This is a genomic window from Gilliamella sp. N-G2 (assembly GCF_002142215.1).
Lineage (GTDB): Bacteria > Pseudomonadota > Gammaproteobacteria > Enterobacterales > Orbaceae > Gilliamella.
Genome location: NZ_NAST01000001.1, coordinates 1 through 26,582 on the forward strand (window position 1 = coordinate 1; position 26,582 = coordinate 26,582).

26 protein-coding genes and 1 tRNA gene are annotated in these 26,582 nt (G+C 33.1%); 8 read left to right on the plus strand and 19 right to left on the minus strand.

The features are described from left to right. Positions 1 to 744: 744 nt before the first annotated feature. The 4 genes from B6C99_RS00005 to hemA all read right to left on the minus strand — a co-directional run bounded on the left by B6C99_RS00005 (position 745) and on the right by hemA (position 2,852). A tRNA-Leu gene (locus B6C99_RS00005) sits at positions 745 to 831 on the minus strand. Between the two features lie 99 nt (positions 832 to 930). Next, positions 931 to 1,173 (minus strand): zinc ribbon domain-containing protein, encoded by a 243-nt coding sequence (locus tag B6C99_RS00010; RefSeq protein ID WP_034902590.1) that lies wholly within the window; start codon positions 1,171 to 1,173, stop codon positions 931 to 933. A gap of 118 nt (positions 1,174 to 1,291) precedes the next feature. Then, positions 1,292 to 1,546 carry a DUF1289 domain-containing protein gene (locus tag B6C99_RS00015; protein WP_086357942.1) on the minus strand — a complete coding sequence of 85 codons (255 nt, stop codon included), beginning with the start codon at positions 1,544 to 1,546 and terminating at the stop codon, positions 1,292 to 1,294. Positions 1,547 to 1,580: 34 nt separating this feature from the next. After that, positions 1,581 to 2,852 (minus strand): glutamyl-tRNA reductase, encoded by a 1,272-nt coding sequence (gene hemA, locus B6C99_RS00020; RefSeq protein ID WP_086357943.1) that lies wholly within the window; start codon positions 2,850 to 2,852, stop codon positions 1,581 to 1,583. Between the two features lie 159 nt (positions 2,853 to 3,011). Between hemA and lolB the strand changes: the two genes are divergently transcribed. Further along, positions 3,012 to 3,632, plus strand: a complete 621-nt coding sequence (gene lolB, locus B6C99_RS00025) for a lipoprotein insertase outer membrane protein LolB (RefSeq protein WP_086357944.1) — start codon at positions 3,012 to 3,014, stop codon at positions 3,630 to 3,632. Between the two features lie 12 nt (positions 3,633 to 3,644). After that, positions 3,645 to 4,484, plus strand: a complete 840-nt coding sequence (gene ispE / locus B6C99_RS00030; protein WP_254045938.1) for a 4-(cytidine 5'-diphospho)-2-C-methyl-D-erythritol kinase — start codon at positions 3,645 to 3,647, stop codon at positions 4,482 to 4,484. A gap of 82 nt (positions 4,485 to 4,566) precedes the next feature. Here the strand turns inward: ispE and B6C99_RS00035 are convergent, their stop codons facing one another. Continuing rightward, entirely contained in the window at positions 4,567 to 5,217 is a 651-nt protein-coding gene (locus B6C99_RS00035) for a DUF421 domain-containing protein (protein ID WP_086357946.1), read from the minus strand. A 335-nt stretch (positions 5,218 to 5,552) separates the two neighbouring features. Between B6C99_RS00035 and B6C99_RS00040 the strand changes: the two genes are divergently transcribed. Further along, positions 5,553 to 6,614, plus strand: coding sequence for a bifunctional transcriptional activator/DNA repair enzyme AdaA (locus B6C99_RS00040; protein WP_086357947.1), 1,062 nt, complete (start codon positions 5,553 to 5,555; stop codon positions 6,612 to 6,614). A 196-nt stretch (positions 6,615 to 6,810) separates the two neighbouring features. Here B6C99_RS00040 and B6C99_RS00045 read toward each other — a convergent pair whose 3' ends face one another. From B6C99_RS00045 to B6C99_RS00055, 3 genes are read right to left on the minus strand one after another with little or no spacing between them, the layout of a single operon-like run. After that, positions 6,811 to 7,494, minus strand: a complete 684-nt coding sequence (locus B6C99_RS00045) for a response regulator transcription factor (protein WP_086357948.1) — start codon at positions 7,492 to 7,494, stop codon at positions 6,811 to 6,813. 4 nt (positions 7,495 to 7,498) lie between these two features. Then, positions 7,499 to 8,941 (minus strand): cell wall metabolism sensor histidine kinase WalK, encoded by a 1,443-nt coding sequence (locus B6C99_RS00050; RefSeq protein ID WP_143413899.1) that lies wholly within the window; start codon positions 8,939 to 8,941, stop codon positions 7,499 to 7,501. A gap of 2 nt (positions 8,942 to 8,943) precedes the next feature. Continuing rightward, on the minus strand, positions 8,944 to 10,290 hold the full coding sequence (locus tag B6C99_RS00055) for a VWA domain-containing protein (RefSeq protein ID WP_086357949.1): 1,347 nt from the start codon (positions 10,288 to 10,290) through the stop codon (positions 8,944 to 8,946). Between the two features lie 270 nt (positions 10,291 to 10,560). Here B6C99_RS00055 and apt point away from each other — a divergent pair, with 270 nt between their 5' ends. The 3 genes from apt to B6C99_RS00070 all read left to right on the plus strand — a co-directional run bounded on the left by apt (position 10,561) and on the right by B6C99_RS00070 (position 13,573). Then, positions 10,561 to 11,106, plus strand: coding sequence for an adenine phosphoribosyltransferase (apt, locus tag B6C99_RS00060; RefSeq protein WP_086320681.1), 546 nt, complete (start codon positions 10,561 to 10,563; stop codon positions 11,104 to 11,106). Between the two features lie 242 nt (positions 11,107 to 11,348). Further along, positions 11,349 to 12,119 carry a dimethylargininase gene (ddaH, locus tag B6C99_RS00065; RefSeq protein WP_086357950.1) on the plus strand — a complete coding sequence of 257 codons (771 nt, stop codon included), beginning with the start codon at positions 11,349 to 11,351 and terminating at the stop codon, positions 12,117 to 12,119. Between the two features lie 44 nt (positions 12,120 to 12,163). Then, the gene (locus B6C99_RS00070; protein WP_086357951.1) at positions 12,164 to 13,573 is read left to right on the plus strand and encodes a basic amino acid/polyamine antiporter; all 1,410 of its coding nucleotides are present in this window, start codon (positions 12,164 to 12,166) and stop codon (positions 13,571 to 13,573) included. 15 nt (positions 13,574 to 13,588) lie between these two features. On the opposite strand, the gene B6C99_RS00075 is transcribed toward B6C99_RS00070, so the two are convergent. Then, positions 13,589 to 14,335 carry a tRNA1(Val) (adenine(37)-N6)-methyltransferase gene (locus B6C99_RS00075; protein WP_086357952.1) on the minus strand — a complete coding sequence of 249 codons (747 nt, stop codon included), beginning with the start codon at positions 14,333 to 14,335 and terminating at the stop codon, positions 13,589 to 13,591. Next, positions 14,325 to 14,990 carry a deoxyribonuclease V gene (nfi, locus tag B6C99_RS00080; protein ID WP_216819335.1) on the minus strand — a complete coding sequence of 222 codons (666 nt, stop codon included), beginning with the start codon at positions 14,988 to 14,990 and terminating at the stop codon, positions 14,325 to 14,327. The genes B6C99_RS00075 and nfi overlap by 11 nt, the downstream gene beginning before the upstream one ends. Positions 14,991 to 15,050: 60 nt before the next feature. Between nfi and B6C99_RS00085 the strand changes: the two genes are divergently transcribed. Continuing rightward, entirely contained in the window at positions 15,051 to 15,632 is a 582-nt protein-coding gene (locus tag B6C99_RS00085) for a YigZ family protein (protein WP_086357954.1), read from the plus strand. Positions 15,633 to 16,014: 382 nt separating this feature from the next. On the opposite strand, the gene B6C99_RS00090 is transcribed toward B6C99_RS00085, so the two are convergent. From B6C99_RS00090 to B6C99_RS00100, 3 genes are all read right to left on the minus strand, one after another. Then, the gene (locus tag B6C99_RS00090; protein ID WP_086357955.1) at positions 16,015 to 16,665 is read right to left on the minus strand and encodes a hypothetical protein; all 651 of its coding nucleotides are present in this window, start codon (positions 16,663 to 16,665) and stop codon (positions 16,015 to 16,017) included. A 193-nt stretch (positions 16,666 to 16,858) separates the two neighbouring features. Next, positions 16,859 to 17,650 (minus strand): hypothetical protein, encoded by a 792-nt coding sequence (locus B6C99_RS00095; protein WP_086357956.1) that lies wholly within the window; start codon positions 17,648 to 17,650, stop codon positions 16,859 to 16,861. Positions 17,651 to 17,683: 33 nt separating this feature from the next. Then, the gene (locus B6C99_RS00100) at positions 17,684 to 18,886 is read right to left on the minus strand and encodes an MFS transporter (RefSeq protein WP_086357957.1); all 1,203 of its coding nucleotides are present in this window, start codon (positions 18,884 to 18,886) and stop codon (positions 17,684 to 17,686) included. A gap of 225 nt (positions 18,887 to 19,111) precedes the next feature. On the opposite strand from B6C99_RS00100, the gene B6C99_RS00105 reads away from it, so the two are divergent. Next, a complete protein-coding gene (locus B6C99_RS00105) occupies positions 19,112 to 20,005 on the plus strand; it encodes a LysR family transcriptional regulator (protein ID WP_158092407.1) in 894 nt (297 codons plus the stop codon). A 200-nt stretch (positions 20,006 to 20,205) separates the two neighbouring features. Here B6C99_RS00105 and B6C99_RS00110 read toward each other — a convergent pair whose 3' ends face one another. The 6 genes from B6C99_RS00110 to dhaK all read right to left on the minus strand — a co-directional run bounded on the left by B6C99_RS00110 (position 20,206) and on the right by dhaK (position 26,573). Further along, on the minus strand, positions 20,206 to 21,603 hold the full coding sequence (locus B6C99_RS00110) for a glycoside-pentoside-hexuronide (GPH):cation symporter (RefSeq protein WP_086357959.1): 1,398 nt from the start codon (positions 21,601 to 21,603) through the stop codon (positions 20,206 to 20,208). Positions 21,604 to 21,686: 83 nt separating this feature from the next. Next, positions 21,687 to 23,144 carry an MFS transporter gene (locus B6C99_RS00115; protein ID WP_086357960.1) on the minus strand — a complete coding sequence of 486 codons (1,458 nt, stop codon included), beginning with the start codon at positions 23,142 to 23,144 and terminating at the stop codon, positions 21,687 to 21,689. Positions 23,145 to 23,296: 152 nt separating this feature from the next. Further along, positions 23,297 to 24,544, minus strand: coding sequence for an AGE family epimerase/isomerase (locus tag B6C99_RS00120; RefSeq protein ID WP_086358134.1), 1,248 nt, complete (start codon positions 24,542 to 24,544; stop codon positions 23,297 to 23,299). Between the two features lie 46 nt (positions 24,545 to 24,590). Next, positions 24,591 to 24,977 (minus strand): dihydroxyacetone kinase phosphoryl donor subunit DhaM, encoded by a 387-nt coding sequence (gene dhaM / locus B6C99_RS00125; RefSeq protein WP_086357961.1) that lies wholly within the window; start codon positions 24,975 to 24,977, stop codon positions 24,591 to 24,593. 15 nt (positions 24,978 to 24,992) lie between these two features. Then, a complete protein-coding gene (gene dhaL, locus B6C99_RS00130; RefSeq protein ID WP_086357962.1) occupies positions 24,993 to 25,571 on the minus strand; it encodes a dihydroxyacetone kinase subunit DhaL in 579 nt (192 codons plus the stop codon). Positions 25,572 to 25,583: 12 nt separating this feature from the next. Then, the gene (gene dhaK / locus B6C99_RS00135) at positions 25,584 to 26,573 is read right to left on the minus strand and encodes a dihydroxyacetone kinase subunit DhaK (protein WP_086357963.1); all 990 of its coding nucleotides are present in this window, start codon (positions 26,571 to 26,573) and stop codon (positions 25,584 to 25,586) included. Positions 26,574 to 26,582 lie beyond the last annotated feature (9 nt).

The following is a 26,582-nucleotide window of genomic DNA, read 5'->3' on the forward strand; positions in this document are numbered from 1 at the left end:
ATTTAATATTATTCCTAAATTTCCTCCTTGAATTTCATTTATCAGTATGGTGAATCGATTCACCTTATTTAGAAAAAAAATTAATTTTTCTTGAATAATACATCTTAAAATTAGTGCCAACAAATTTAATATTAATTAATGTGATTAATATCACATATTTATTTTCATATATAAAATTCAAGCACTTTAATTTATGAAATTAACTTAAAATATATGTAATTTTTAATGCTTATTATTTTAAAAAATAATTTTTCCCAGATAATTTCCTTGTTTTGAATTTATAAAATTATTAATTTATTTCATTGAAAATAATTGGTTCTTATTTACAAAGGTGTTTTGAATTGAATTCATTTCATGTAATTTGATATGTAAGAGGTCTTAATTAACTTTCATACTCGTTCTACGGAGCATTGAACACTAACTAAAAGCTAAATACACTAAAACTTTATTAAAAGTCTAGCAATAATTAATTAAACATTTGGTACGTTATTGTTTCAAATTAATCTTTATCGAATTAATAACTAGTAATCTTTTTTGAAATATAACTATTTATGGCTTCTTACAACTTGCTTAAAGATACAATTTTTAAACTTTCGTATGAACTTAATTATTCATATAAATAAAAAAAGCTTTAAAGGTATTTAGTTGGTATATTATTATGATAAGAATGATGAATTTTAGCCTTTCAATAATTAATTATTATTTAATTTAAAGAATTTAGAAGAGAGTTAAAGTTGATTGATTTGGTGCCAGTGGTCGGACTCGAACCGACACGCTTTTAAGGGCGGCGGATTTTGAATCCGCTGCGTCTACCAATTTCGCCACACTGGCATTAGAAGTGTAAAAAAGTAAACGTTGGCAATTATACTAAGCTTTGCAATATCTGCAACAGATATTATTCTAAATGCAGTTGGTTGCCTAAAAATTCTACTACCATCTGCGTTTCCATGCTGGTAATTTTTTTAAAATTGTATAAGCGGTCTCTTTGGCAACAGAATAATCAATATTATGATTATTGGCATACTTAAGTGTTACCTCGTGCCATTTTTCGTCAAATGATTTCATTGTTCCATCGTTATGAGCACAATGTTTACAGTAGTTTTTTGACATATCATGCAGAGGATAATCAGCAATAGCCGTCATGGGCATACCACATGCAATACACATTTTCATATTTTCTATCCCCATTAATTAGCTAAGGTAATTAATACAAAACCAGAATAATATACCTAAAAATGCTACTCCGAGTTGAGCTGAATTACAAGTTATGAAAAAAATAGATGTTTAAATATCAAAAATTAAAATCGATTTGTGAAGAGGTACTTTGGTTATTTTGTTGTCGTTGCTGTTGTAAAAATTGATAATAACGTCTTATGGCCCGTTGTTTACATAACCGCAAAACTTCTTGTTTTTGATGATTAGAATAATTTAGCCAATTAAATCTTTCGTCTCGAGAACGATAGCATTTTATACAATACCCTTGCCCATCCATTTGACATACTCTTTGGCAAGGGCTTGGTATGTCAAAAAATTCAATTTGGTCCAATAACTACATCATCCTTTGTATATTCAATAAAAGATTAATTGTCTTCTAAGCCTAATCCTTTACTTAAGATTTTAAAACAATCATCACAATCATGGATTGCAGCATCAAGCAATGTTTGAGTTGGTGCGTGGATTAATTTATTTGTTAATTTATGCGAAAATTCAAAAATAACATCATCAATATTGGCACCTTGTTTAATCGCATTTAATGCTTTTAATTCTAATTGACGTTTGATAGTTTGAGCGTTATTACGGTACTGTTTAACATACTCTACCGCATGGCGTGTTTTTAACCAATCAAGATATTGCTCTGCTTGTTCTTGAATTATGTACTTGGCTTCATTGGCTGCAATTACACGTTGCTCAAGATTATTTTGTACCGTTTGTTGTAGATCATCGACAGTAAATAGATGCACATCTTCCAATTGGCTAATTTCTGATTCAACGTCTCGAGGTACAGCTAAATCAATAAATAACATCTTTTTGTGATTTCGCTCATGTAAAGTTCGCTCTACCATCCCCTTACCAATGATAGGTAATGGGCTAGCAGTTGAGCTAATAACAATATCAACATCTTTCAGCCGATTAGCTATATCCGGTAATGAAATGATTTCAGCCTCAATAGATGAAGCTAATTTTAATGCTTTGTCTCGAGTTCGATTGGCAACAATGACATGTTTAAAACCATGAGGTTTGAGATAACGTGAAATTAGTTCAATTGTTTCACCAGCTCCAACTAACATCACACTTAATGCAGACGTATCAGTAAAAACATCACGCGCCACTAGGCAGGCAGCATAAGCAACCGATGCAGTATTGGCGCCAATATTCGTTTCAGTACGAACAATTTTAGCTACATGAAAAATGGATTGAAAAAGTTTTTCCAATTCCGTTGATAAACAATTGTTTTGTTGTGAAAAACTATATGCTTGTTTAACTTGACCTAAAATTTGCGGTTCACCAATAATTAATGAATCAATGCCACAAGCTACCGACATAAGATGTTCAACTGCTTGCCGACCATCATAACAGTAAAGAGATGATTTAAATAAAGCCAAATCAATACTATGATATTGTGCTAACCAATTTTCAACCGATTGCCTTACCCGCAGAAAATCACTTTCATGATCATAACTTAAGTAAATTTCGGTTCGATTACAAGTTGATAGGATGGCACAACCAGCAATTAAAGGGTGCTGATATAAACTATATAATGCTTTATCAATAACCTCAGTAGAAAAAGCCAGTTTTTCTCTTAAAGAAACGGGAGCTGTTTTGTGATTGACACCTAATACAGTAATAGACATTGCATTGATTCTTTTATAATAGTTTGTAAAGTTTTTATTAAGAACTCATTATACCTAAAAAAAATAATAAAGGTTAATTTCAGTTACCTTTTCTTATTCAACCAATTATCAGCTATAATACGCCTTACTTTTGACCATACACAACTAAAGAGTTAATTTATGTCTAAAATTAAATATTTGTTCGTATTCATTCTGCCGTTTATACTTAGTGCGTGCCAAACAACTAAATATCAAACAAATGTATCTGTAGAACAGCAATGGCAAAACCATAAACAAGTTCTTGCACAAATTAATTCATTTCAAGTTAATGGTAGTATTGCTCATATAGGAACGAAAACTAAAAGTTATGGTCGTTTTCTTATTACACAGCAATCTGAAAATTATTATGACGTAAAATTAACTACGCCAGTGGGTACAAATATTTTAATCTTAAAATCCGAACCTAATTACGCCGAATTAATTGATAACAACGGCGTTCGCTACCATGATGTTAATGTGGAACTATTAATGAAGAAAATATCCAATGTTAATATCCCACTCAATTCGTTACATAACTGGTTGAAAGGTTTTTCTGATGATAGCCAAGCTGATAAAATTGACAGCTCAGGTAGATTATCCTCCACCTCATTTATGCAAAATAACAATAAATGGTCACTAAAGATTAGCAGCTACGCTACTTATACCTATAAAAATAAAAAAATTGATTTACCTGCTATTATTGAACTTTCTCATGATGATGAGTTAATTCGTTTGAAAATTAGCAATTGGATATTACGATAACGGATAATGAATATGACTCAATGGTTATCACCAGCTAAATTAAATCTATTTTTATATATAACTGGACGACGTCCAGATAATTATCATGATTTACAAACTTTGTTTCAATTTATTGATATTTGCGACAAATTGACCATTACGACTCGTGATGATGGGCAAATTAATCTATTAACGCAATTTGATAATATTCCAGCAGATAAAAATCTAATTATTATAGCCGCTAAGCGTTTAAAATCTTATGTAAACAATAATAAGCTTGGCGCAGATATTGCTATAGATAAAATGATCCCCATGGGTGGTGGACTTGGTGGTGCTTCGTCAAATGCAGCGACAGTACTGGTTGCGTTAAATCAATTATGGGGGTTACATCTGTCGCAAACTACTTTGATGGAAATTGGTAGCGCAATAGGTGCCGATGTACCTATTTTTATTTATGGTCAGTCTGCTTTTGCAGAAGGTATTGGTGATCAGTTGCAACAAGTTTATATACCTCTATATTGGTATTTAGTCAGCTACCCTAATATAGAAATTTCAACGGTTACGGTGTTTAATGATCCAAATTTGCCACGAAATACACCTAAGCGTAGTATTGAACAACTGATGTCTATTTCTGTTGATGATTTTAGTAATGATTGTGAAACCGTAGTGCGTCAGCGTTACCCTGAAATTGATAACCTTATTCAAAAGTTATCGCGATATGCGCCAACCAGATTAACTGGCACCGGCGCTTGTGTATTTACACGTTGTGAGTCTGAACAACATGCGTTATCAATACAGAGTGAACTTAAATCCAGCTCCGTAAAAAGCTTTATTGCTAAATCATTAAACATATCACCACTTTACGCTAATTAAATAATTTTCTTAAAGCAATAATCATTGGCCATATAAATAATTTAAATTTATATGGCCAATTACTAGCTATAAAAACTTAAACTCATTTTACTGCATCATTAGGTATTACAAAAAGTCGATGATCATAATATTCCACACAATAAAGCCCTTCAAAACTCTTATAACCTTGTTTTGCTAAGTTTGATTTTAACCATTTTTCATCTTTACCAATTTGTTTTAAAACATCATCTACTGGTTGTTCATTTTCTAATACAATAACCGATATATCTTTGTCACCTTTTTTTACAATAGATAATTGCCCATTCGGTTCCAAAATTGCTTTTTCAACATCATGAATAGTAAAAACATTTTTCATTCTAAGCAATACAGCAAAACTAGCTAGATCTAAATTAATTGAGGTGAAAGCGTCCAATTTTAATTTACCTTGATCCATCAATATAATCGGATTACCGACAATAAATGCCTTAGCATTTTGACTGCGTTTTTTTAAATAATTAGAGCTATACATGATAGCTGTCCACATCAACAAAACGATAATAAAATCATATATGGTTAATTTAGGGTTATAAATAATCCCGCCAGCAATTCCACCTAAAATCATATTACCGATAAAATCAATGCTCGACATTTGTGACAGTGAAGTCTTGCCGGTTATTTTTAAAAATAACACAATACAGATAAATACAACCAACAACTTTAAAGCAATAATAAGGAAATCAAGATAACTAAGCATAGTACTCTCCAAAATAATAAATGCCTAAGGTAATAGAAGCAATTAGTACTAAAATTGGTCATAAAAATAGATTTAAATATTAGGTATTTACAAAAAATATTAACAACAATGAACGAAGGAATGACTATTAAATAATAAAAATCTTGAGTGATAACAAGTGATGTATCAATATTAGATTGATAATGGTCATTTTAGCAATTTATTTTTATTAAACAGCTAAAAAATTTACGAAGAAAGTGAATAAAAATAGTTGTCAATTTTTCGGTTGCGCAACGAATAGCATTTTTAATAAGCTTAGTTCATAAATTACCGAAATTTAGACAAGATAGAATAAAATGCTAATAACTAACCCTAATCAAAAAGAGACTTATTACCGAGCTTTACTTGAAAGAGATCATAGCTATATTGGGATCTTTTATGTCGGAGTCAAAACCACTTCGGTATTTTGTATTGCAACTTGCCGAGCAAGAAAACCAAAATTTGCCAATGTTGAATTTTTCGATTCATTCAAATCAGCACTTGATGCCGGTTATCGACCTTGCAAAATATGCAAACCAACCGAAAATGCTAATCAAGCACCAGATGAAATAATTAAAGCCCTAGCATTAATTAATAATAATCCTAAACAAAAGATCACTGATTATCAGCTCAGACAAAATAAACTAAGTCCTGAAACTCTTCGCCGTTGGTTTAAAAAACATTACGGAATTACTTTTCATGCTTATCAACGAATGTATCGAATTAACAGTGCTTTTCAAGAATTAAAATCAGGAAAAAATGTTATTAATACTGCCTTTGATACTGGTTACAATTCCTTAAGTGGTTTTGGTTATACTTATAAAAAAATCATGAAAAAGTCACCTTCAGCAAACCAACAGCAAGACGTTATTTTAATCGATAGATTAACCTCCCCTTTAGGTCCTATGTTTATTTGTGCAACAAATCAAGGAATTTGTTTATTAGAGTTTGTAGATAGAAGAATGTTAGAAACAGAATTTGAACAACTACAAAGCCTACTTAAAATGAAGATTATTTTTGGCGAAAATGAACATATCAAACAAGCTAAGGTTGAAATTGCCGAATATTTTGCAGGAACAAGAACAAACTTTACCGTTGCCTTACATACACCTGGCACCCTATTTCAACAAACCGTTTGGGATTGCTTAAAACACATTCCCTATGGAGAATTAACCACTTATAAACAGCAAGCACAAAGAATTAATAATCCACAAGCAATTCGAGCTGTCGCCAATGCCAATGGTTATAATAGAGTGGCGATTATTGTCCCTTGTCATCGAGTAATAGGATCGAATGGAGAACTAATTGGTTATGGCGGTGGATTAGAAAGAAAAAAATGGTTAATTGAACATGAAAATAAAAATCGTAACCATCGATAATTATCAAAAATTATAATTATAAATCAATATGCAAATCTCAATTAGATGATATTGTAAAAGCTATAGAAAAAAATTGCTGTGATACCTTATGTCAAGTCTCATCTAATCAGAAATAATTGCTCAATATAACGTCATCTCTTTTTGAGATGATTACTTAAAATACTGAAAAATCAGCTCAATAGAGTGTATAGCAAATTTAATGTCTATAACCAATTCCATGTACCGTTTTTATTAAAGTTGGTATGCTTGGGTTAATTTCTATTTGTTTTCTCAATTTTGAAATATGTTGATCAAGAGTTCGACTATTAGGTAAAAAATCATATCCCCATACATAATCAAAAAGCATATCTCGAGTAACAACTTGATTTTTATATTGATATAAACATTCTAAAATCTTAATTTCTCGTAAAGTTAATTCAATAATCTGATCATTTCTTTTAGCGTATAATTCGGTAGGATATACATTTAAATCGCCAAATTGAAAATAATCTTCTTTAGAAAGATTTCGATGTTTAGATTTTAAATAACGTTTAGCAATAGCCTTAATTCTTGCTCTAAGCTCATGAATACCAAAAGGTTTATTCATATAATCGTCAGCACCTAGTTCTAAACCAATAACCCGATCGATTTCTTCATCTTTAGCGGATAAAAATAAAATTGGCACATCTTCATTTAATTTACGGATTGCACGGCAAACAGAATAGCCATCAAGATCGGGCATCATAATATCTAAAATAATAAAATCGGGTTGGTATTGATTGAATAGTTCCAGCGCAACTTTACCATTAACAGCTTTAATAATAATGTAACCCTCTTTTTCTAACAAATCTGACATGCCATTAAGAATGTGCTTATCATCTTCAGCAATTAAAATTTTCATTCTACTACTCCATTAATATCAGTGAAAATGCCATTCCTGGATTATGATTCATAACTTTAATCTCTCCGTGGATCTGACTAGCTAACTGCTTGGCAATCGTCAAACCGATTCCTGTACCCGAAACTCCTTCAGTTATCGATGAATTGACTCGATAAAATGGTTCAAAAATCTGTTTTAATAGATGGCTGGCAATACCATCTCCATAATCACGAACAGTAATTGTTACCAGTTTTCCTTTTCTGGTCAAAGATAAATCAATTCGTTTACCATTAAAAGCATATTTCTCGGCATTGCTCAAAAAGTTATTGAGAATTTGCATGACACTATCTTCATCAGTATCAACTATACAATCATTTTCAAGAGTAGTGATGTTCAGTTGTAATGATTTAGCCTCTAAAATAGGTTTAAAAGTTTGATATATCTGTTTAATTAGTATGGTTAAATTTACTTGTTTTATATTTAAACGACTTGGCTTATTAAAAGTTAAAACATTTTGCACCAATCGCGTAAGTCGTTTACTTTCTGCATTAATTATATGCAGATAATCAGGAACAGGCGCTGGCTCATCTTCTAAATATTCAGATAACATTTCTGAATAAAGAGATATATTGGTTAAAGGCGTTTTAAACTCATGCGAAACCTGCCCAACAAAACTTACTTGTTGTTTTGCTAAACGAAGTGTTCGGGTATATTCTCGATAACCGTAACCAATAAGCCCAAGCAAAACGATAAAAAATAATCCAATAACGCCTGAACCTAATAAATATAAATTAACTAAGTTTGGTGAAGAATAATAATAGGTTAAATGCCAATTTTGTAGGGGATAATTAAGCCTTAGAGAGATTTCATTATCGAATTTTTCACCATTACTATATATCTGTTTATCGCCATCGGATAATCTAAAATTATCATCAGAATCATATGTATCTAATAAACTAATAACATCAAATGAAAACTTTATATTGGAAAATTCAAAACCTATAATATTATCCGATTGAATTGTCCAATAAATTAGGTGGTTATATATTTGATACCAACCAGAGCTTGGTTGAGATTGTTCTGAATAATCTTGTTGATTGATCAAAACAGAATTATCTAATGCAATTGATTCAACCAGATTGTGCCATTGAGAATCATCAGAATCACTTAAAAATAAAATCCTATTTTTGTTGATGATAAAAATATTCTTAAAATCCGTTTCCGTTTCTAATAAATCCTCAGCTTTACCATAGTCATTATCAATTTGTAATGCCAAACTATTAAGATAAGATAGACGTTGATTCAACAACGATTCAATCGATAATTTGATATTATTCATATGACTTTTAGCGAGTAAGGTTTCATTATTTTCTCGTAATAAAACCTCATGTTCAACGCTTCGCCAACCTAAATAACTTATAAATGTCATTAATATCAATAAAGATAAAATCGTTGTTAATTTCTTCATAACTATTTTTTAATTACATTACTTTTTGACTCAAACTGTTGTTGAGTTATTATTTTACGAGAAACATTTCTATTCTGATTTTTAACAGCATCGGCCATAATATTATTTTTCTCAATTTGGCCATCTAATCTCGCTTTTGACGAAGGTGATACGATTATGTCTGAAAATGATGCAAGTCTACTGCTATTTTCTATAAGCATCATTTCTGCTTGCTCTTGCATACCTTGATCATAGAGCTCTAATGCTTTTTCATTCGCAATTGTCACTTTTTGAATTTCTGACTCTGCTAAGACATCTTGGATTATTGAATCCTCGACCAATTTTTGATTATTGGTATACGCAATGTTAACCGATTGCGTTTGATGTTCAATCTTATTTACCAATAAATTATCATACTTCAAATCAACTTGAGCTAAAGTTTTATTTTGACCCACTTTACCTTCATCAGGTATCACTTCTAACAATACATACTTTTCTTGGTTTGAAAACAATTGATTCATTTTAACCGTGATTTGATTCTCTTTGATCACGCCATCTCGACCGAGTAAACGCACAGGTTTAACACCATCTTTCAATTGAATAGTAATCACAACGTCTTGAGCAATAGTTGACATTACATCAGTAAATTCGTGAACAAACACATTTTCGAGATCGGCAGAATTATTTACAAATACATGATTTCCATCACTATAACTTGCGATCGATGACATTAATAATTCATTATAATCAGAACCAATCCCCATAGTGGTAATAGCAATATTCTTTTTCGCGGCAATAATAGCCAATTCAGATAGCTCATTTACTGAGCTTGGACCAACGTTAGCTTGACCATCAGATAGCAAAATAATACGATTAACTTTATCTTTTGTCAGTTGGTTTTCAACTTGCTTAATACCTTTACTTAAGCCAGCAAATAAAGCTGTTCCTCCACCGGCAAAAACATTTTTATTAATTAATTGTATAATTTTTTGTTTATTTTTTACTTTGGTTGCAGGCACAATCACTTTTGCTTCATTATCATAAGCAACAATAGATAGCGTATCTTCTTCGTTCAATAAATTAACCGCAAAAATAGCTGCTTCTCTCGCTTTTTCGATGCGCTCCCCACCCATTGAACCTGATTTGTCAATAACAATCGCTAAATTAATAGGAACGCGTTTATTGGTATCAATTTTTTGGCCTGATAATGAGACTTTTAAGTAATTTTTTTCTGGATGGCCTTCCATTATAACTGGTGAAGACAATTCTGAACGAACTTGAATTTGTTTAACCTCACTATTTTGTTCTGCATAGCTTAATAAGCTACAAATAGAAAGCCCCAACATGGCAAATATTTTAATAAATTTCATAGTGTTTCCCTTCCTGTATAAAGTTTATTCAATTATTCACCAATTGCCAAATAAACTGTCTAATTAATGTATTTAATTGTAAAAATTTGTAAAAAGTAAAATCATAACCGAGATAAAATTATCGTTTAAAAATATGTCTATTCGTACTTAAACTAACCAATCTCTAGATTTTACGGTGTGTTAACTGTTTGTTTATTGCCAGTCAAAACCGCATAGGTATATAATAAAATATTATTTGCTCTTAAAGAGAATAGTTAGAGAACATTTAATATGACTCAATCAAAACTTGAACTTATCAGAAATAGTATTATTACTATACCTAATTATCCTAAACAAGGGATTTTATTTCGGGATATTACCAGTTTATTAGAAGACCCAATCGCCTTCAGAACATCAATCGATCTTTTAATTGAGCATTATAAAGATAAAAAAATCGATAAAGTTGTTGGTACCGAAGCGCGTGGTTTTATTTTTGCCGCCCCTCTTGCTTTAGCCTTAGGTGTTGGTTTTGTGCCTGTTAGAAAACCGAATAAGTTACCGCGTCACGTTTATAGAGAAGAATATCAACTCGAATATGGTACCGACACTTTAGAAATGCATTGTGATGCCATAAAACCTAATGAGCGAGTATTGATTATTGACGATCTACTAGCAACAGGAGGGACCGTTGCAGCAACCGCTAAATTAATTCAAAAAGCGGGAGGGATCGCTGAAGATGCCGCTTTTGTCATCAATTTACCTGATTTACAGGGTAAAACCAAATTAACCGCTATGGGAATCAACTGCTATACGTTAGTCGATTTTGCTGGTGAATAATCTTTATATTATTGGGCGATAATTCGCCCTACTTCTAATCTCATATTAGCGATGCTTATTTTAAATATAAACAATTAATTGTTGTTGCTCACCATTTATAAATTCCTCTCAATATTTCTGATCAACAGAATAGCATAAAAATGCATATTACAAACCTATAAGCTAATAAAAAAGCTTGATTTTGTTTTTTTAATGAATTATTATTCAAAATTACTGCATAATTATTACAAGGAATTTATAAGATGAAAAAATTTAGTCATATCATTGCTAGAACACCGGCGAAATCATTAATTAATGGCTTAACGTCAGCTAATCTAGGCAAACCTGACTATCAAAAAGCGCTCGATCAACATAACAGCTACATTCGAGCATTACAACAATGTGATGTCGATATCACCATTCTGCCAGCCAGTGAAGAATTTCCTGATTCAGTTTTTGTTGAAGATGTTGCCCTTTGTACACCTCATTGCATAATCATTACTAGACCAGGAGCCGAATCTCGTCGAGCTGAAACAGAACTAATTACTGAGGCAGTTAGTCGTTTTTATCCAAATAAAGTTGAATATATTAAGGCACCAGGCACCGTAGAAGCGGGTGACATCATGATGGTTGAAAATCACTTTTACATTGGTCTTTCCGCTCGAACCAATCAAGAAGGTGCAAACCAAATGATTGCAATATTAGAAAAATACGGTTTAACTGGTTCGGTCGTCACTTTAGAAAAAGTATTACACTTAAAAACGGAACTTGCTTATTTGGAACACAATAACTTATTAGCTGCAGGTGAATTTATTACTAAGCCAGAATTTCAACATCTCAATATCATTGAAATCCCTGAACAAGAAAGTTATGCCGCTAACTGTATATGGGTCAATGAACGAGTGATAATGCCGGCTGGTTATCCTATTACTAAAGCCAGAATTGAAGCACTCGGTTATCAGGTCATTGAAGTTGATACTTCAGAATATCGCAAAATTGATGGTGGAGTAAGCTGTATGTCATTGCGATTTTAATTTAAAAAACCACAAAAATTAAACCAACTAAATAAGAAAACAATATGAATACACCAGTAAGAAAAAAGCTTGGCATACTTCCTCTCACATTACTGGTGGTGGGAAGTATTGTCGGTAGTGGTATTTTTAGCCTACCACAAAATATGGCTGAAGGCGCCGGTGCTGGTGCGATACTTATCGCATGGGCCGTAACATTATTCGGCATGTTTATGCTGACACGAATATTTCAATATCTTTCTATTCGGTTTTATAAAATTAATGAAGGTTTATATGGTTATGTTCGTGAAGGATTTGGGGATTATATCGGTTTTAATGCCGCGTGGGGTTATTGGATATCAGCTTGGATGTCTTGTACTAGCTATTTAGTTATCTTATTTAGTGCATTAGGCTCTTTTGATTGTTTCGCATTTTTTGGTAATGGTACGACAATTCCTGCCGTTATTGCCGGACTTATCCTTTTATGGATTATGCACTTTTTTGTCATTAACGGAATTTACCAAGCATTTTTACTTAATTGCCTAGTAACGCTAGCTAAAATTGTACCTATCGGTTTATTTATCGTTTGTGTTGTTTTAGCCTTTAAAGTTTCAACTTTTAACACTGATTTTTGGGGAACACCACAATTAGGGTCAATCATTGATCAGGTAAAATATACTATGCTATATACAGTATGGGTTTATTTGGGGATTGAAAGTGCTACTGTCTATGCTGCACGAGCGAAAAATATAATCAGTATAAGTCGAGCCACCTTTTTTGGTTTTGCCATTACAAGTCTTTTATTAGTTTGTGTTTCCGTTCTTTCATTAGGCATTGTGCCACAACATGAACTCGCACAAATGAAAAATCCGTCAATGGCACTTGTAATTGAACATGTCGTTGGTAGTTGGGGGGCCACATTTATTAATTTTGGTTTGATAGTTTCAGTAACTGGTGGATTATTATCATGGTTAATGTTAGCTGCAGAAATGTTATTTTTAGCCGGTCAAGGTAAACAACATACTGTTCCTAGCTGCTTTGGTAAACTTAATAAAAACAGCACGCCAGCTAATGCTTTATGGTTAACAACCAGCTTAATTAGCTTGTTGATTATACTTGCTCATTTTTATGAATCTGGTTATAACACGCTGATTCAATTATCAACATCTATGGTGCTTATCCCCTATCTACTTTCAGCACTGTTTATGTTTAAATTAGCAATACATCAACCTAGAAAATACCTAATTTTCATTGGCGCATTTGGCTCGCTATATGGACTTTGGTTAATCTATGCTGGCGGCGTATCATATTTACTACTATCAATGATTTTATATAGTGTTGGACTATTATTCTATCTTTATGCCAGAAAGCAAAGGCAACTGTCAGCGTTTAGCTATTTACATGATAAAATTTATGCCATAGCTATAGTGGTACTTGCCATTATTGCCATTGTTTATTTTTATATCATTCCTCATTAATCAATAAATAAGGCGTTATTTACGAAATAAATAAAAATCGGTCAACAGTTGTCTAAATTGTTGGGAATAACGCCCTTCTTCATCTCGCATATCCAGTGATTGACGTTCAATACTAGCATGCTGATTAAATGAAAATGCCATCAGTACTAATGAATAATCTTTATTCGCTGTATATTTAACTTGCAGTTCATGACACAAATATAACTGATTTAACCCAGTTAATTGCTTAAATTGCTCAGCAAGATGATAAGGTAAAACTAAACAAAACAACCCTTGCGGATTTAATAATCGTTTTACTACATCAATAAGTTGCTGATAGTTGAGACTTTCAGTATAACGGGCTAATTGCCGTTCTGTACTACGACACTCTACAGCAGACTGAAAATAAGGAGGATTAGTGACAATTAAATCATAACATCTTTGCTCAGTGGTCCTAAATTGATTCACATCGATATTTAATGGCTTAATATTTTTAAAGCCTGCATTTAAGCTATTCTCTCGACATTGCAATACCGCTTGCATATCGATATCAATTGCATCAATTTGACATGCTTGGTGTTCTAAACGTTGAGCTAACATTAAGGCAATTACACCACATCCAGTACCGATATCTAAAACATGTTGTACATCATCTTTAATTGGTACCCATGCACCTAATAAACAACTATCAGTTGTCACCTTCATTGGACTTTTGTCGTGAGCAACAAAAAAACGTTTAAAGGTAAAACCACCTTGTTTTAATGGTAATTGATTATTTGCCATGCTTAAATTTTCTAAATAATGGTTTATTCGATGCAATTGCGTCAGCCCAGCGAGTTGGTTCAGGCAATCGATAACCTCGTAAACACTGTTTTACCCAATGTAATGCACTAGTTTGACTAATTTTGTGTCCTGCTGAAATAAATAACGGATTACAATTATTTTTACTCTGCAATACCCAACCAATTTGCTCATGTTTATCTAGCAAAGGGGTTACATTACCCGCTTGTTTTGCTTGCTCTTGATATTGCCCACATAATTTGCTTTTTGCGACACCTATAGTTGGCATATCTAACAATAAACCGAGATGACTAGCAATTCCTAAACGTCTTGGATGCGCTATCCCCTGACCATCAACTAATAGTAAATCAGGTTTATGTTTAAGCTGTTGCCATGCATTTAACAATGCTGGGTATTCTCGAAAAGATAGATATCCCGGAATATAGGGAAAACTTGTCGCTAATCGAGCAATATGATACTCAACCAAATCAAAATCAGGGAAAGTCAATGTCACTATCGCAGCTCTAGTTACTGTTCCATCTTGCTCAAAACCAACATCTGTACCAGCAATTAATTTGATTGCTGGATTAAATTCATCAACCAGCCTCACCTGTTCGGCTAGTTGTTGTTGTGAATGTTTTAATTGTGCTAAATTGATAGACATTTCAATTCTGCTGAGTATTATGAGTTGCAATAAAACGATTTTACCAGAATTAGTATGTCTTATACATTAACAAATCCTAGCCAATTAATCGAAGAGATAAAAAAAAGCCGCTTTATTGTCAATGCGGCTCCAATTATTAATGCTCAACAGGCAGCCGAGTTTATCGACAGCGTCAGTGATCCAAATGCAACACATAATTGTTGGGCATGGAAAATTGGTCAACAATATCGCTTTAATGATGATGGAGAACCAACCAGTACCGCAGGCCGCCCTATTTTATCTGCCATCGAAGGTCAAGATTGTGATCAGGTGGTAGTGGTAGTTACACGTTATTTTGGTGGTATCAAATTAGGTACAGGTGGACTCATTCGGGCTTACGGTGGTTCGGCTAGTCATTGTTTACAACAAGCAGAATTAATTGAACTTATCACTAGAATTTCTTTGCAATTTCACTGCTATTACAATGAATGGCCAATTATCGAAAACCGTTTAAAAGAACTGGATGCACTCATTGAACAACAAGATTTTGATGCTGAAGGCGTAACTGTCAGTATTGCTATCACACTAGATAATCTAGCTATACTCAAAAAAAATATTAGCGATATTACTCGCGGTAGAGTGATTATCAAGACTTAAAATACCTGTATAAACACACAGTCAAATATGACAAAAAAATTGGTAGAAATTGTAGACTGAGTATTTTAATTATAAAACAAATGGTTATAATTAGAGTGTTCCCTATACACATAGGGATAAACCGTATCATTGGGATGACATACATTTTATAAAAAAGTGTTTCCTATATGCATAGGGTTAAATCGCCCATATAAAAGTTGGGATTTGTGTATACTTAGTTTTCCCTATCAATATAAAGATAGATTAAAAATAGATGAATATGATAGGAAGCGCTGGAATTATTTTTGGTTTGTTTTCGCGTAAAATTCAATTATTTTTGACCAGCAAAACTCAATATTACTGGTCAAAAACTTGCTAAAAGAGAGTTAAATCTTCGCTTTGATTATTTAAACGTTACTAAATCTTTATAATGTTTATTTACAGCAGTTATTAACGACCTAACTTGTTCATCACCATCAATAAAGATATAAACATTATCTAATCGAGGATAATATTGCTTGAAAAATTTTCCACTTGGGGTTCTTGCCGGACAAAAATGGAAAACAAGTGCATCCTTGCTACAACCCATAGCCATAAAATCGTCCCAATAAAAAATACCTTCCATATCGATCGATTTTATGTAGATACCTTCTTGGAAATAAGCACAATAACATTCAACAGGCCATTCAAGATTTTTTTTATAAAGCTTCTTAACTGAACGTATTTCTAAATATATATTGAAATAATGATTTACAAGATAGACTAAAATTCCTATGTCAATTAAAGGAATTACAGTCAAATACTTTCCAACTTTGTTGGCAAAAGAAGGTGAGAATAAATTAATTATATAAGTTACTATAATGGCGAGGATAAAGGCAACAATCACAGCAAAAAAAGTGATTATTGCCTTTTTAGGAAAATACATACGATGTATTATTCGGGAAATTTTTGCCAAAATCTCTGCTCGTGATTCAAATCTAATTGTACGCTCAAACAAAAAATGCGCCTCTTTAGGATCGAAAGCATAATAAGGTTCTTTTACTCGTTGTTTCATTGATATTCCTAATAAGATTTCTTTTAATGATAAACAGAATTATTATAGAACATCACGATTAGTTGTAAATTACCTCTTTCACTTTTCTATCGCATATAGAAATTCCCTTATAATTTTATGTAGTTAATTCTCCTATTAATATTTATTGTTAGCTAATATCTTTGTAAAACTTATTAAAATATTGAAGATAATTTTATTTATCTTTCAATTCATATACAGTACCGTCACCCCAAGTACCAATATAATAGCTACCATTATGATAAGCTAACGCTACTGCTCCAGATAAATTGCCAACTAAGGTCGATACTTTTTTAGTTTTTACATCAATTTGTCGAACCATTCCAGCACCATTATCAATAACGGCGGCAACATTTGGTGCAACTGTAACAATACCAACACCTGGGCGATTAAAATCCGAACCTAGCTCAGTTTTAGAGCCATTTGGGCTGATCATGGTTAAACGACCACTGTATTGTGAAACAACTAAACTGTTATCAGCTAATTGAGTTACACCAACTGGTGTGGTCAATCCACGAGCAATAATGCTTTTTTTCTTAGTTTTAAGATCAAGAGAAACTATCTCACCAGTTGAACGATTAGTAATGAGTAATTGGCCTTGATTAGAAAAAGCGATACCAGTAGGAGTATGATAACCATCAGATATTTTTTCTGATTTACCATTACTATCAATTTTTACAATATAATCATCGCCATATGATGAAACATAAACATTATCTTCTGCATCAATAACGATACCAGCTGGTGAAGATATACCTGAATAAAAAGTCTCTGTTTCACCATTTGATTTGACTCTCGTAACTGAGTTACCTGACCAATTGGTTACATACATTAATCCCTTACTATCAAACGCAATGCCTGTTGGTGCACTAAAGCTTGAAGAAATTTTAGTTAAATCAGCCATACAGAATGCTCCATAAAAACAACAAAATATAAATAGTGAAAATTGTAACAATCTTTTTTTCATGATGAGTCTCCTTAATAATTAATACCTACAATTTTATTTTCTATGATTACTTTTGATAAGTTGAATACCAACTAACGCTAAAACTAGATTAACAATTGTCAATAAGACACAAATAGCTATCACGCCATTCCAAGCCATATTTTGATAAACGATACCTAATAAATAGGTACCAATACTGCCTCCTGCTAAACAAGAAAGTAAATATAAGGATGAAATAGCTCCGCGTGAATTAATGGGTACATTTTTATTAAGCATGGCAATAACTAATGGTTGAATACCAAATACAAACAAAAACAGACTAAAAATCCCTAACCCAATAACATATAACCTTGAGCTATAACCAATAGTCACAACCGTTACACATACAGCTAACAAATAAATGATTAAAAGATAGCGTTCATTTATAACCCGTAATAATTTACTCGTAATTATGGTGCCTATAATCGCACTAAGCCCAGCAAAATTAAGCCATCCCAAAACTGTTGCAGATAAAGAAAAAGGTGCATTTTTTAGATAAAAAGTGAGTAATGAAGATAATCCTAAGTAAACAAAGAAGAGTAGAAAACCAACAGATAGAAATATTATCACTGTTTTATCAAATAATATTTTAATTGCCGTCAAATATGTACCAAGTACACTGATGGTTGAAGATTGATGGCTTGATTGTTTTATCGCGAAAGGAACAAAAAGACATGCGATCGTTATCAAACCGGCATATATGGCAAAGGCAACTTGCCAAGACCAAAAATCAGTTAACATAGCAACCAAACTTCGACTAAAAATAAAACCTATAATTGAAGCTGAAATCATAATACCCATTGCTTGCGGTAACTTATGATTAGGCGTGTTTTTAGCTGTATAAGCAAACAATGCTGCCGGAACCGCTGCTGCAAAAAATCCGATCAATGACATAACCACCAAATATAAATTGAAACTATCTACAATCACAGATAACTCTAGGCAACAAACAGTTCCAATACTGCCAAACAAAACTAACAACTTGGTTGAAACTTTATCCGATAAAGGGCCATAAATAAAAAACGAGATAGCATAAAAAAAACACGATAAGCTGAATACATTTCTGGCGGCTAAAATATCGATATCATAAGTTTGAGAGATCTCTTGAAAGATAAGTTGACTTATATAAACCGATCCGACTAACAGCACGATTAATAATGCTGACAGCACTAAACGCGGTTTTGTCTGTATTAGCTCTTCTGTAGAGATGGATTCCATGAACAAAATACCAATTGCTAATTGATTAAACTTGAGAGAGGTTATCTAACAATACAGCAATATAGAAATACATATTTTGTTATACGAAATTCGTATCGCAGAAAAAATCATATAAACAAATGCAAAAAGCAAAGTTCTCATTCATAATAATAATCTAATTTAGATATATAAATGACACAACCACTTACAACTCAGCGAAATAGTTTATTAAGGATAGTAAAATTTATGGACATCTATAGCAAAAGATTACCAACGATTAAACAATTACAATATTTTGTTGCAGTTTGTGACGAGCTTAGTTTTACTGGTGCAGCTAAAAAACTTGGTATTAGCCAACCTCCTCTTTCAACGCAAATTAAAAATTTGGAAGAAACCCTGCAAAGCCCGCTATTTTTAAGAAATACGCATAACATTGTATTAACCAACGAAGGTGAAATATTAAAACTAAAAGCAAAACAACTATTAAATGATCTTTGTTCTATAGTTAAATCAACTAGCAATGATGAAAAGGTGCTTATAGGCACAACTAAAACTTTAAGCTTTGACTATATTCCTTATTTCAAAACGTTTTTAACGGAGTTTGCTGATGAAACTGAAATATATAAGCACAACTACACATCTAAAGAGTTGCAGCTTGAATTACAAAAAGGCAATATCGATTTTGCAATTGTTTCTGACGCCAGAGATTTTACTGAAAACTCATTGCTAATCTATCAAGAACCAGTAACCTTGGTTTTACCCGCTAATCATCCATGCAGCAAACAAGACAAAGTAAACCTAAATGATGTACTTGATTTACCACTATTTTGGTTTAAACAACACTCAAATCCGCTTTTTTACGACCAATGTGAACAGGTTTTTAATAGCTTAAACTATCCATTACAACGTCGTACTGAACTCGCAGATAATTTATCGATGCTACTCGAAGTTGCATTAGGGAAAGCAATGATGCTTTTACCACAATCTATGGCACAAGCTAAAGTTGAAGGAGTTACCTATAAAAAACTGATTAGCAATCAAGATAAAAAATTAAAAATAAATATCTATCTTATATGGCGTAAAAACTTAAAAATGACGGCGATTAACCATACAATAATTAATTATTTTCATCAAAACTAAAACATAAAAAACAGAAACATAAAACATAAAACATAAAACATAAAACATAAAACATAAAACATAAAACATAAAAGTATAAAAAATTAAAATCAAATCGGCAAAACCGCTTTCTTCCATTTTCGGGGAATATTAAAATTAAAAGCAGGCGTGGTTAAAAGATCATCCTGCTTTTACTTAAATATCATTCATCATAAAAAATATTACTTTTCGGCATTCCTTTTAGACAATTCACCAATAATCTGTTTATATTTATCATTCCAAAGAGGATAGAAGAAATACATAAAGACTATTGTTAGAATAGCCAATGCTCCCGGATAAATATAGATAAGACTACGAATACCAAATAGTGCATTTTCACTTTGTTCAGCATTCGGTACGTATCCAACAAACGCTAATACAATTCCAGGAACAAAACCAGCTATTGCTTGGGACAATTTACGGAAAAATGTATAAGATGAATAAACTAACCCTTCAGCGCGAATGCCTGTTTTCCATTCACCATATTCAACAGCATCGGATATTAAGGCCCAATTAAGAGTATTTATGAATGAACTACCTAAGAAAGCTAAAGATGCAAAAGCAACAAAGGCAAAAGGAGAATCGACCACAAAGAAAGCTGTTAAATCAGCCGCAGCCCAAATTACGCATCCAATAATATATAACCAAACTTTATCAATATATTTGACTAGATTCGGGACAATAATTGTACCAATAAATACTGAACCAATTGAGAAGAATCCCATATAAGGAATGATAGAAGTATCATGTAAAGTGTATTGGGCAAAAAAGATCTGAATTGCCAATTTTACATTGTAGGCCGAGAAGGTAAAAACATTAACTACACAAAGAATCAATAATGGTCTATTTTTTAGTAATGCACCATAAGATTTTTTAAGAACTGCTTTAGATAATTTTTCTTTCGGTTTGATGACGTAATGTTCTTCAACATTCTTGGCTGAAAGCATAACTAAACTGGCACCAGCAATACCAAATATTGTTACTGCGGCAAGATACCCTGTCGATTCATTATCAAATAACCATACAATAGGCATAAATGCTACGGTAGCAATAAGTAACCCTAGTGTTCCACCAGCTTGTCGGAAAGAAGCCAATATAGTTCTTTCTTGAGAATTTTTAGTCATTGCTGGTACAATCGAACCATAAGCTATATTACCAATCGAATAAACAGTACCAAAAATCATATAACTTAGATAAGCAAGAATAATTTTCCAAGTTAATGAGAAATTTGGTATTGAAAAGGTAGCAACTAAAAGTAATGCTAATGGAATGGCAGAATAAAAAATGAATGGTCTAAACTTACCTTTGGGACCAATATTCATGCGGTTATCGATCCAAGTACCAACAGAAATATCAGCAAAAGCATCCCATACTTTTGCAACTAGAAACACTGAACCAGCCCAAACACTTGGTAGTCCTAAATGGTCGGTAAAATATTTTAGAAGATAGAGTTGCCCCATATCAAACAGAAAATTATATCCAGTATCTCCTAATCCATAAAAAATACGTTGTCTGACATTTGTTTTCACCGGTGTTAAAGATGAATCATGTCCTTGTGAAACGGCTATATTTTTTGGCATAAAAGCCTCCATAATTTGACTAATTTAAAACATTTAATCCTAATGGGAGGAATTTTCGTGTTCCTCCAAGTTTCCTTTAAAAATTAACTTTTTAGTCTTGCAATTACCTCTTCGTCTTCTTTATCAACTGGATTGTTTAGCGGTTCCCATTTAATTAAGTAACATGTGCAAAAACCTATTAGCGGAACGATTGCTAAAAGATAAAATGCGGTTATGCCAAATTTGTACCAAATCAATGGCCAAAAAATTACACCTGCTATCCCCCCCATTCTTAAAACTGCATTGGTAAAACCGACTCCAGCTGCACGAATACTAGGTGGATAAGATAATGTGGCAATGGTGATGCCTAAACCTGCTGGACCTGCCGCATGAGAAAAAATCAATGTCATAAGAAACAATAAGGTGAGAAAAGTGCTTGATTGACCAATAAAACCTAAGGCTAATAGAGAGAACATGACGAAAATAAAACCTAACATGCTCTGTCGTCTTGTTCCTAAGTGAGCAATGAGTAAGGAGCCAATAATCGCGCCAGTTAACCCGGCTAACATGTTGACCGATGCTGTACCTAATAAAGTAGCCGATAAGTCGCCAGCCAGCATACTAATTAAGATAACCGGCAGATATGCACCAACCGCGTTGTATTGCCATGATTGCATTGTGGCAATAACACAAGAAAGAATTGTTCTTTTTAAATATTTTTTGGAAAATAAAATTTTATATTGGGCTAGTTTACTGATTTTTTCTTGTTTTAAGTCATTGTTGAGATTTGCTATAGTCGCAAATTCAGAAGTAATATTAATCTCAATTTGATAGCGCTTTTTTATAACTTGATATAACTCTGTGGTACGTTTAACTCTAGCAAGCCAAATTGCTGATTCACCAATCAGACGATAGCGTAAAATGATGATACTTATGGCAAAGATTGCACCGATAAAAAATGCAACTCGCCAAAGTTTTATTTCACTAATTCCAAATTTGAATAAAATAAAGAGGACTAAATAGACAAATGTAGTCGTTAAAAACCAAACTACTTGCCAAAGGTTTACTGAACCACCTGATTTTTTGGATTTTGTCCCTGCTAATTCAGCAACGGCACTGGTTGATAATGGAAAATCAATACCTAACCCTATACCCATCATTAAAAAAACAAAAAGTAAAACCCAAATATTAGTGACAACAGGTAAAATTAAGGCACCAATAATCCACAAGCCTACCGATAATAAGAAAGCCCGTTTTTGGCCAATTTTATCAACGGTCGACTGAGCAACTAGCCCCCCTATCATCAGACCGATGAAAAAAACGGAATTAACGGTGGCACTAAAGGTTGGTGAAACGGTAAATTCTTCTGCTATATATTTATTAGCAAAAGCCATAATCACAACTTGATATGCGTCAAGAAAAACCCCACTAAGCGCAAGAAAAAAGATAAAAAAATGTCGCTTATTATTGGGAGCATGTTCATTAATTATATCAATGACATCTTGTGTACTGTTGACATTAAAAAAGCTTTTAGATTCATCAGATTGTTTAAAATCCGCCATGATTACCTCTATAAATTTTAGGCAAATAGATACCTGCTGTATAAATTGCATCTATACAGTTTTTAAGTTGTTTGTATTAATTAATTGAACTTTACGTCAGTAATAATTCATCATTTGAGGGATAATTAGTTTTATCCCTCATGTTATAAAATTTACTGAACGTTTTTATCCAATAACCCTGCCGCTAATGCAGGAGCAAGTCCCGGAGTTAAAGGTAATCTAGGTATCACTAAACAATGCAGTAGATGATAAATATCTTGTTTACCATCCCATACTTTATTAGATACATGATTATTGGTGTCGAGCTCTTGCCACCAAGAACCTGTTTCATAGTCCATTAAATAAGTTCTGCAGTAATCCCAGAAGCGTTGGTAATATTCTTCATATTGAGGATCCTTAGTAACATCAAAAAGTGCATAAGCGGTTCCCATTGCCTCAACAATAACCCAGCGAATCCTCTCTCTTACAACTGGTTTACCATCCCAATCAACGCTATAAACAAAACCTGGAGCACCATCAACTGACCATGCATCTCTAACACCTGCAGCAAATAGATTTTTGGCATTATCCAAGAGCCAGTCAGGTGTTGGCATTTTATTGTCTAATAAGGTGGCGCGAAGATGTAACATCAAACGTCCCCACTCAACCCAATGTCCCGGTGTTCCGCCGTATGCACGAAAATGACTTGCAGGATTTTCCTTGTTATAGTCAAGAATAGGTTTCCAATTAGAATCAAAATGTTCATTAACTCGATAATGGTTATTTCTCGCTACATCATGAATAATGACTGAAGCAATGCGAATTGCCCGATCCAGCCACTTTTTATCTTTAGTTACATCATAAACAATAAGGAAAGCTTCTACGGCGTGCATGTTTGCATTACCACCACGATAATCTTCTGTCTTTGTAAATGTTTCATCCCAAGACTCTAAACACATCTGTTCTTTTTCACTCCAGAAATATTTTTCAATGATTTCTATTGCTTCAATTAATAATGCTTTAGCTTTAGGATGACCGGTTGTTACTGCACTTGCTGCACCTAATAAAACAAAGAAATGTTGATAACCTTGTTTCGAAGGATCAATAACTTTGCCACTATTGATATCAATATTGGCATACCACCCACCATTTACCTTATCTTTTAATGGCCCATTTAATGCATTAATACCATGTTCAACTAATTCATAAGCGCCTGGTCGTCCCATCAAGGCGGCTACTGAATACACATGAATCATGCGTGCGGTGATCCAAAGCTGAGTTCCCATCTCTTGTCGAACATTACCATTATTGCCGATCCAGCCGAAACCGGTTGGTACAACGGCTTTTCGACCAAATTCAAAAATACGGTCAGTTTCATTTTCCAACCAACGATTGTGTGCTTTTGTATTAATCCAACTCATCATTCTGATTTACCTCTAATTAAATTTTTATCCAATCACGTTATAACTATTTACTCATTGATTTTAATTCTTCAAAAATTGATTCAAGACTATCAATACTTTCAATTTGAACAGCAGCCATAAATGCACCTTCAATCAATGGGCAATTAACGATATAAACTTTTTGTTTAATATCTTCATCAAGCATATCCACTGCTGTTTCTGAACTCATTACGGCACTGCCTATATCAGTGAAAACAAGAATGGCTTCATCCGATTGGCGTTTTTGAATAATTTCATATATTGCAATTGGATCTGTGCCTAAATTGCCATCAGATGTTCCACCGAGAGAAAAAGTAGTTACGTTTTCTTGATTCAATGCCATTTCATCAATCATCTCTTTCAAACCGTCGGTTATCTTCTTACTATGAGATACGAGAATGAAACTTATCACTATTAATTTCCTTTTTTATAAAATATTTCTTAGCATCGCTGTGAACAAAAAACCGCTTGAAACCGAACCTGGATCTAGATGATCAATTGAACGTTGTGCCAAATAAGAAGCTCGCCCCTTGGTTGCCATCATTGGTTTTGTTGACTCAACAGCGCTATCAATTACTTGTTGTGTTAACTGATTTTCTAACAAACTTTTACTAACCGGCGCCCACACATCAACCATAGTTTTTTCACCACAAACAGCCTTTCCTCGTTTAATGATGCCATTAAGCCCTGCTTGAATAATGGTAGGTAACTCATTGGTTTCTTTAGCTGCTTTTGCCATTTCCATAAAAGCCGAACCATATAGTGGACCTGAGGCTCCACCAATATTCCCCATAAGAGCCATCGCGGTAATCCTAAAAACATCAGAAATTGTATTAGGTGACGTTTTAGCAAATTCCGTTTGCATGGCAATAACACCTCGATTCATATTGTTCCCATGATCACCATCACCAATTGGTGTATCAAGTTCACTTAGGTAAGTCTTATTTTTTTGAATTACATCAGCAAAATCATTTAGCCAATTTAAAACGTTTTTTGTATCAAGCATGATTTTTCCTTTTTACCAAGCTAGTGTCGTTACAGAATAGTTAAGCTTTTCGAGCCAATTGTTATCTACTATCTTCATCAGTGTTAATGACACCCCAGCCATATCAATTGCTGTCATATAGTTACCAACTTTGGTAAAGACTACATTGAGGTTTTCTGTCTCTAATTGATGCAACACGTCATTAGCAAATACATATTGTTCCATTAATGGCGTTGCGCCTAGCCCATTAATCAAAACGGCATATTGTTCATTTTTTTGAAATGGAAATGCGGCTTTTAATTTACTAATTAGCTCTTGTGCTAAAAATTTGGATGATTGTAATTTTTCTCGCCTATATCCCGGTTCACCATGGATGCCAACACCATATTCAATTTCGTCTTCAGCAAGAACAAACCCAGGTTTACCTACTTCCGGAACAGTAGCGCCAGAAAATGCCACGCCAATTGTTTTAATGTTTGGAATAATTTTTGCTGAAAGTTGTTTGATTTCAGCTAAACTAGCACCTTGTTCACTAGCGGCCCCCAAGATCTTATGAACTAAAATCGTTCCAGCAACCCCGCGTTTACCTTGAGTATAAGTACTATTTTCAACAGCAATATCATCATCAACGATACAGGTATCAACTTTGATACCCTCCATTTCAGCCATATCTTTAGCCATTTCAAAATTCATAATGTCACCGGAGTAATTCTTAATTACTAAAAATACGCCTTGACCAGAATCCGCGGCTTTAATAGCGTTAAAAATTTGATCTGGTGTTGGTGAGGTAAATACTTGGCCACAAACAGCGGCAGTTAACATTCCTTGACCAACATAACCAGCATGAGCTGGTTCATGACCACTTCCACCGCCACTGATAACTGCCACTTTATTGGATCCTAAATTTTTTCTAATGACTATTTGAGAATCAGCAACTCTTTCCAATAAAGTCGGACTACTAGCGATTAAACCGTCAATCATTTCATTAACAATATCTGATGGGCTATTAATCAATTTTTTCATTGCATTAGC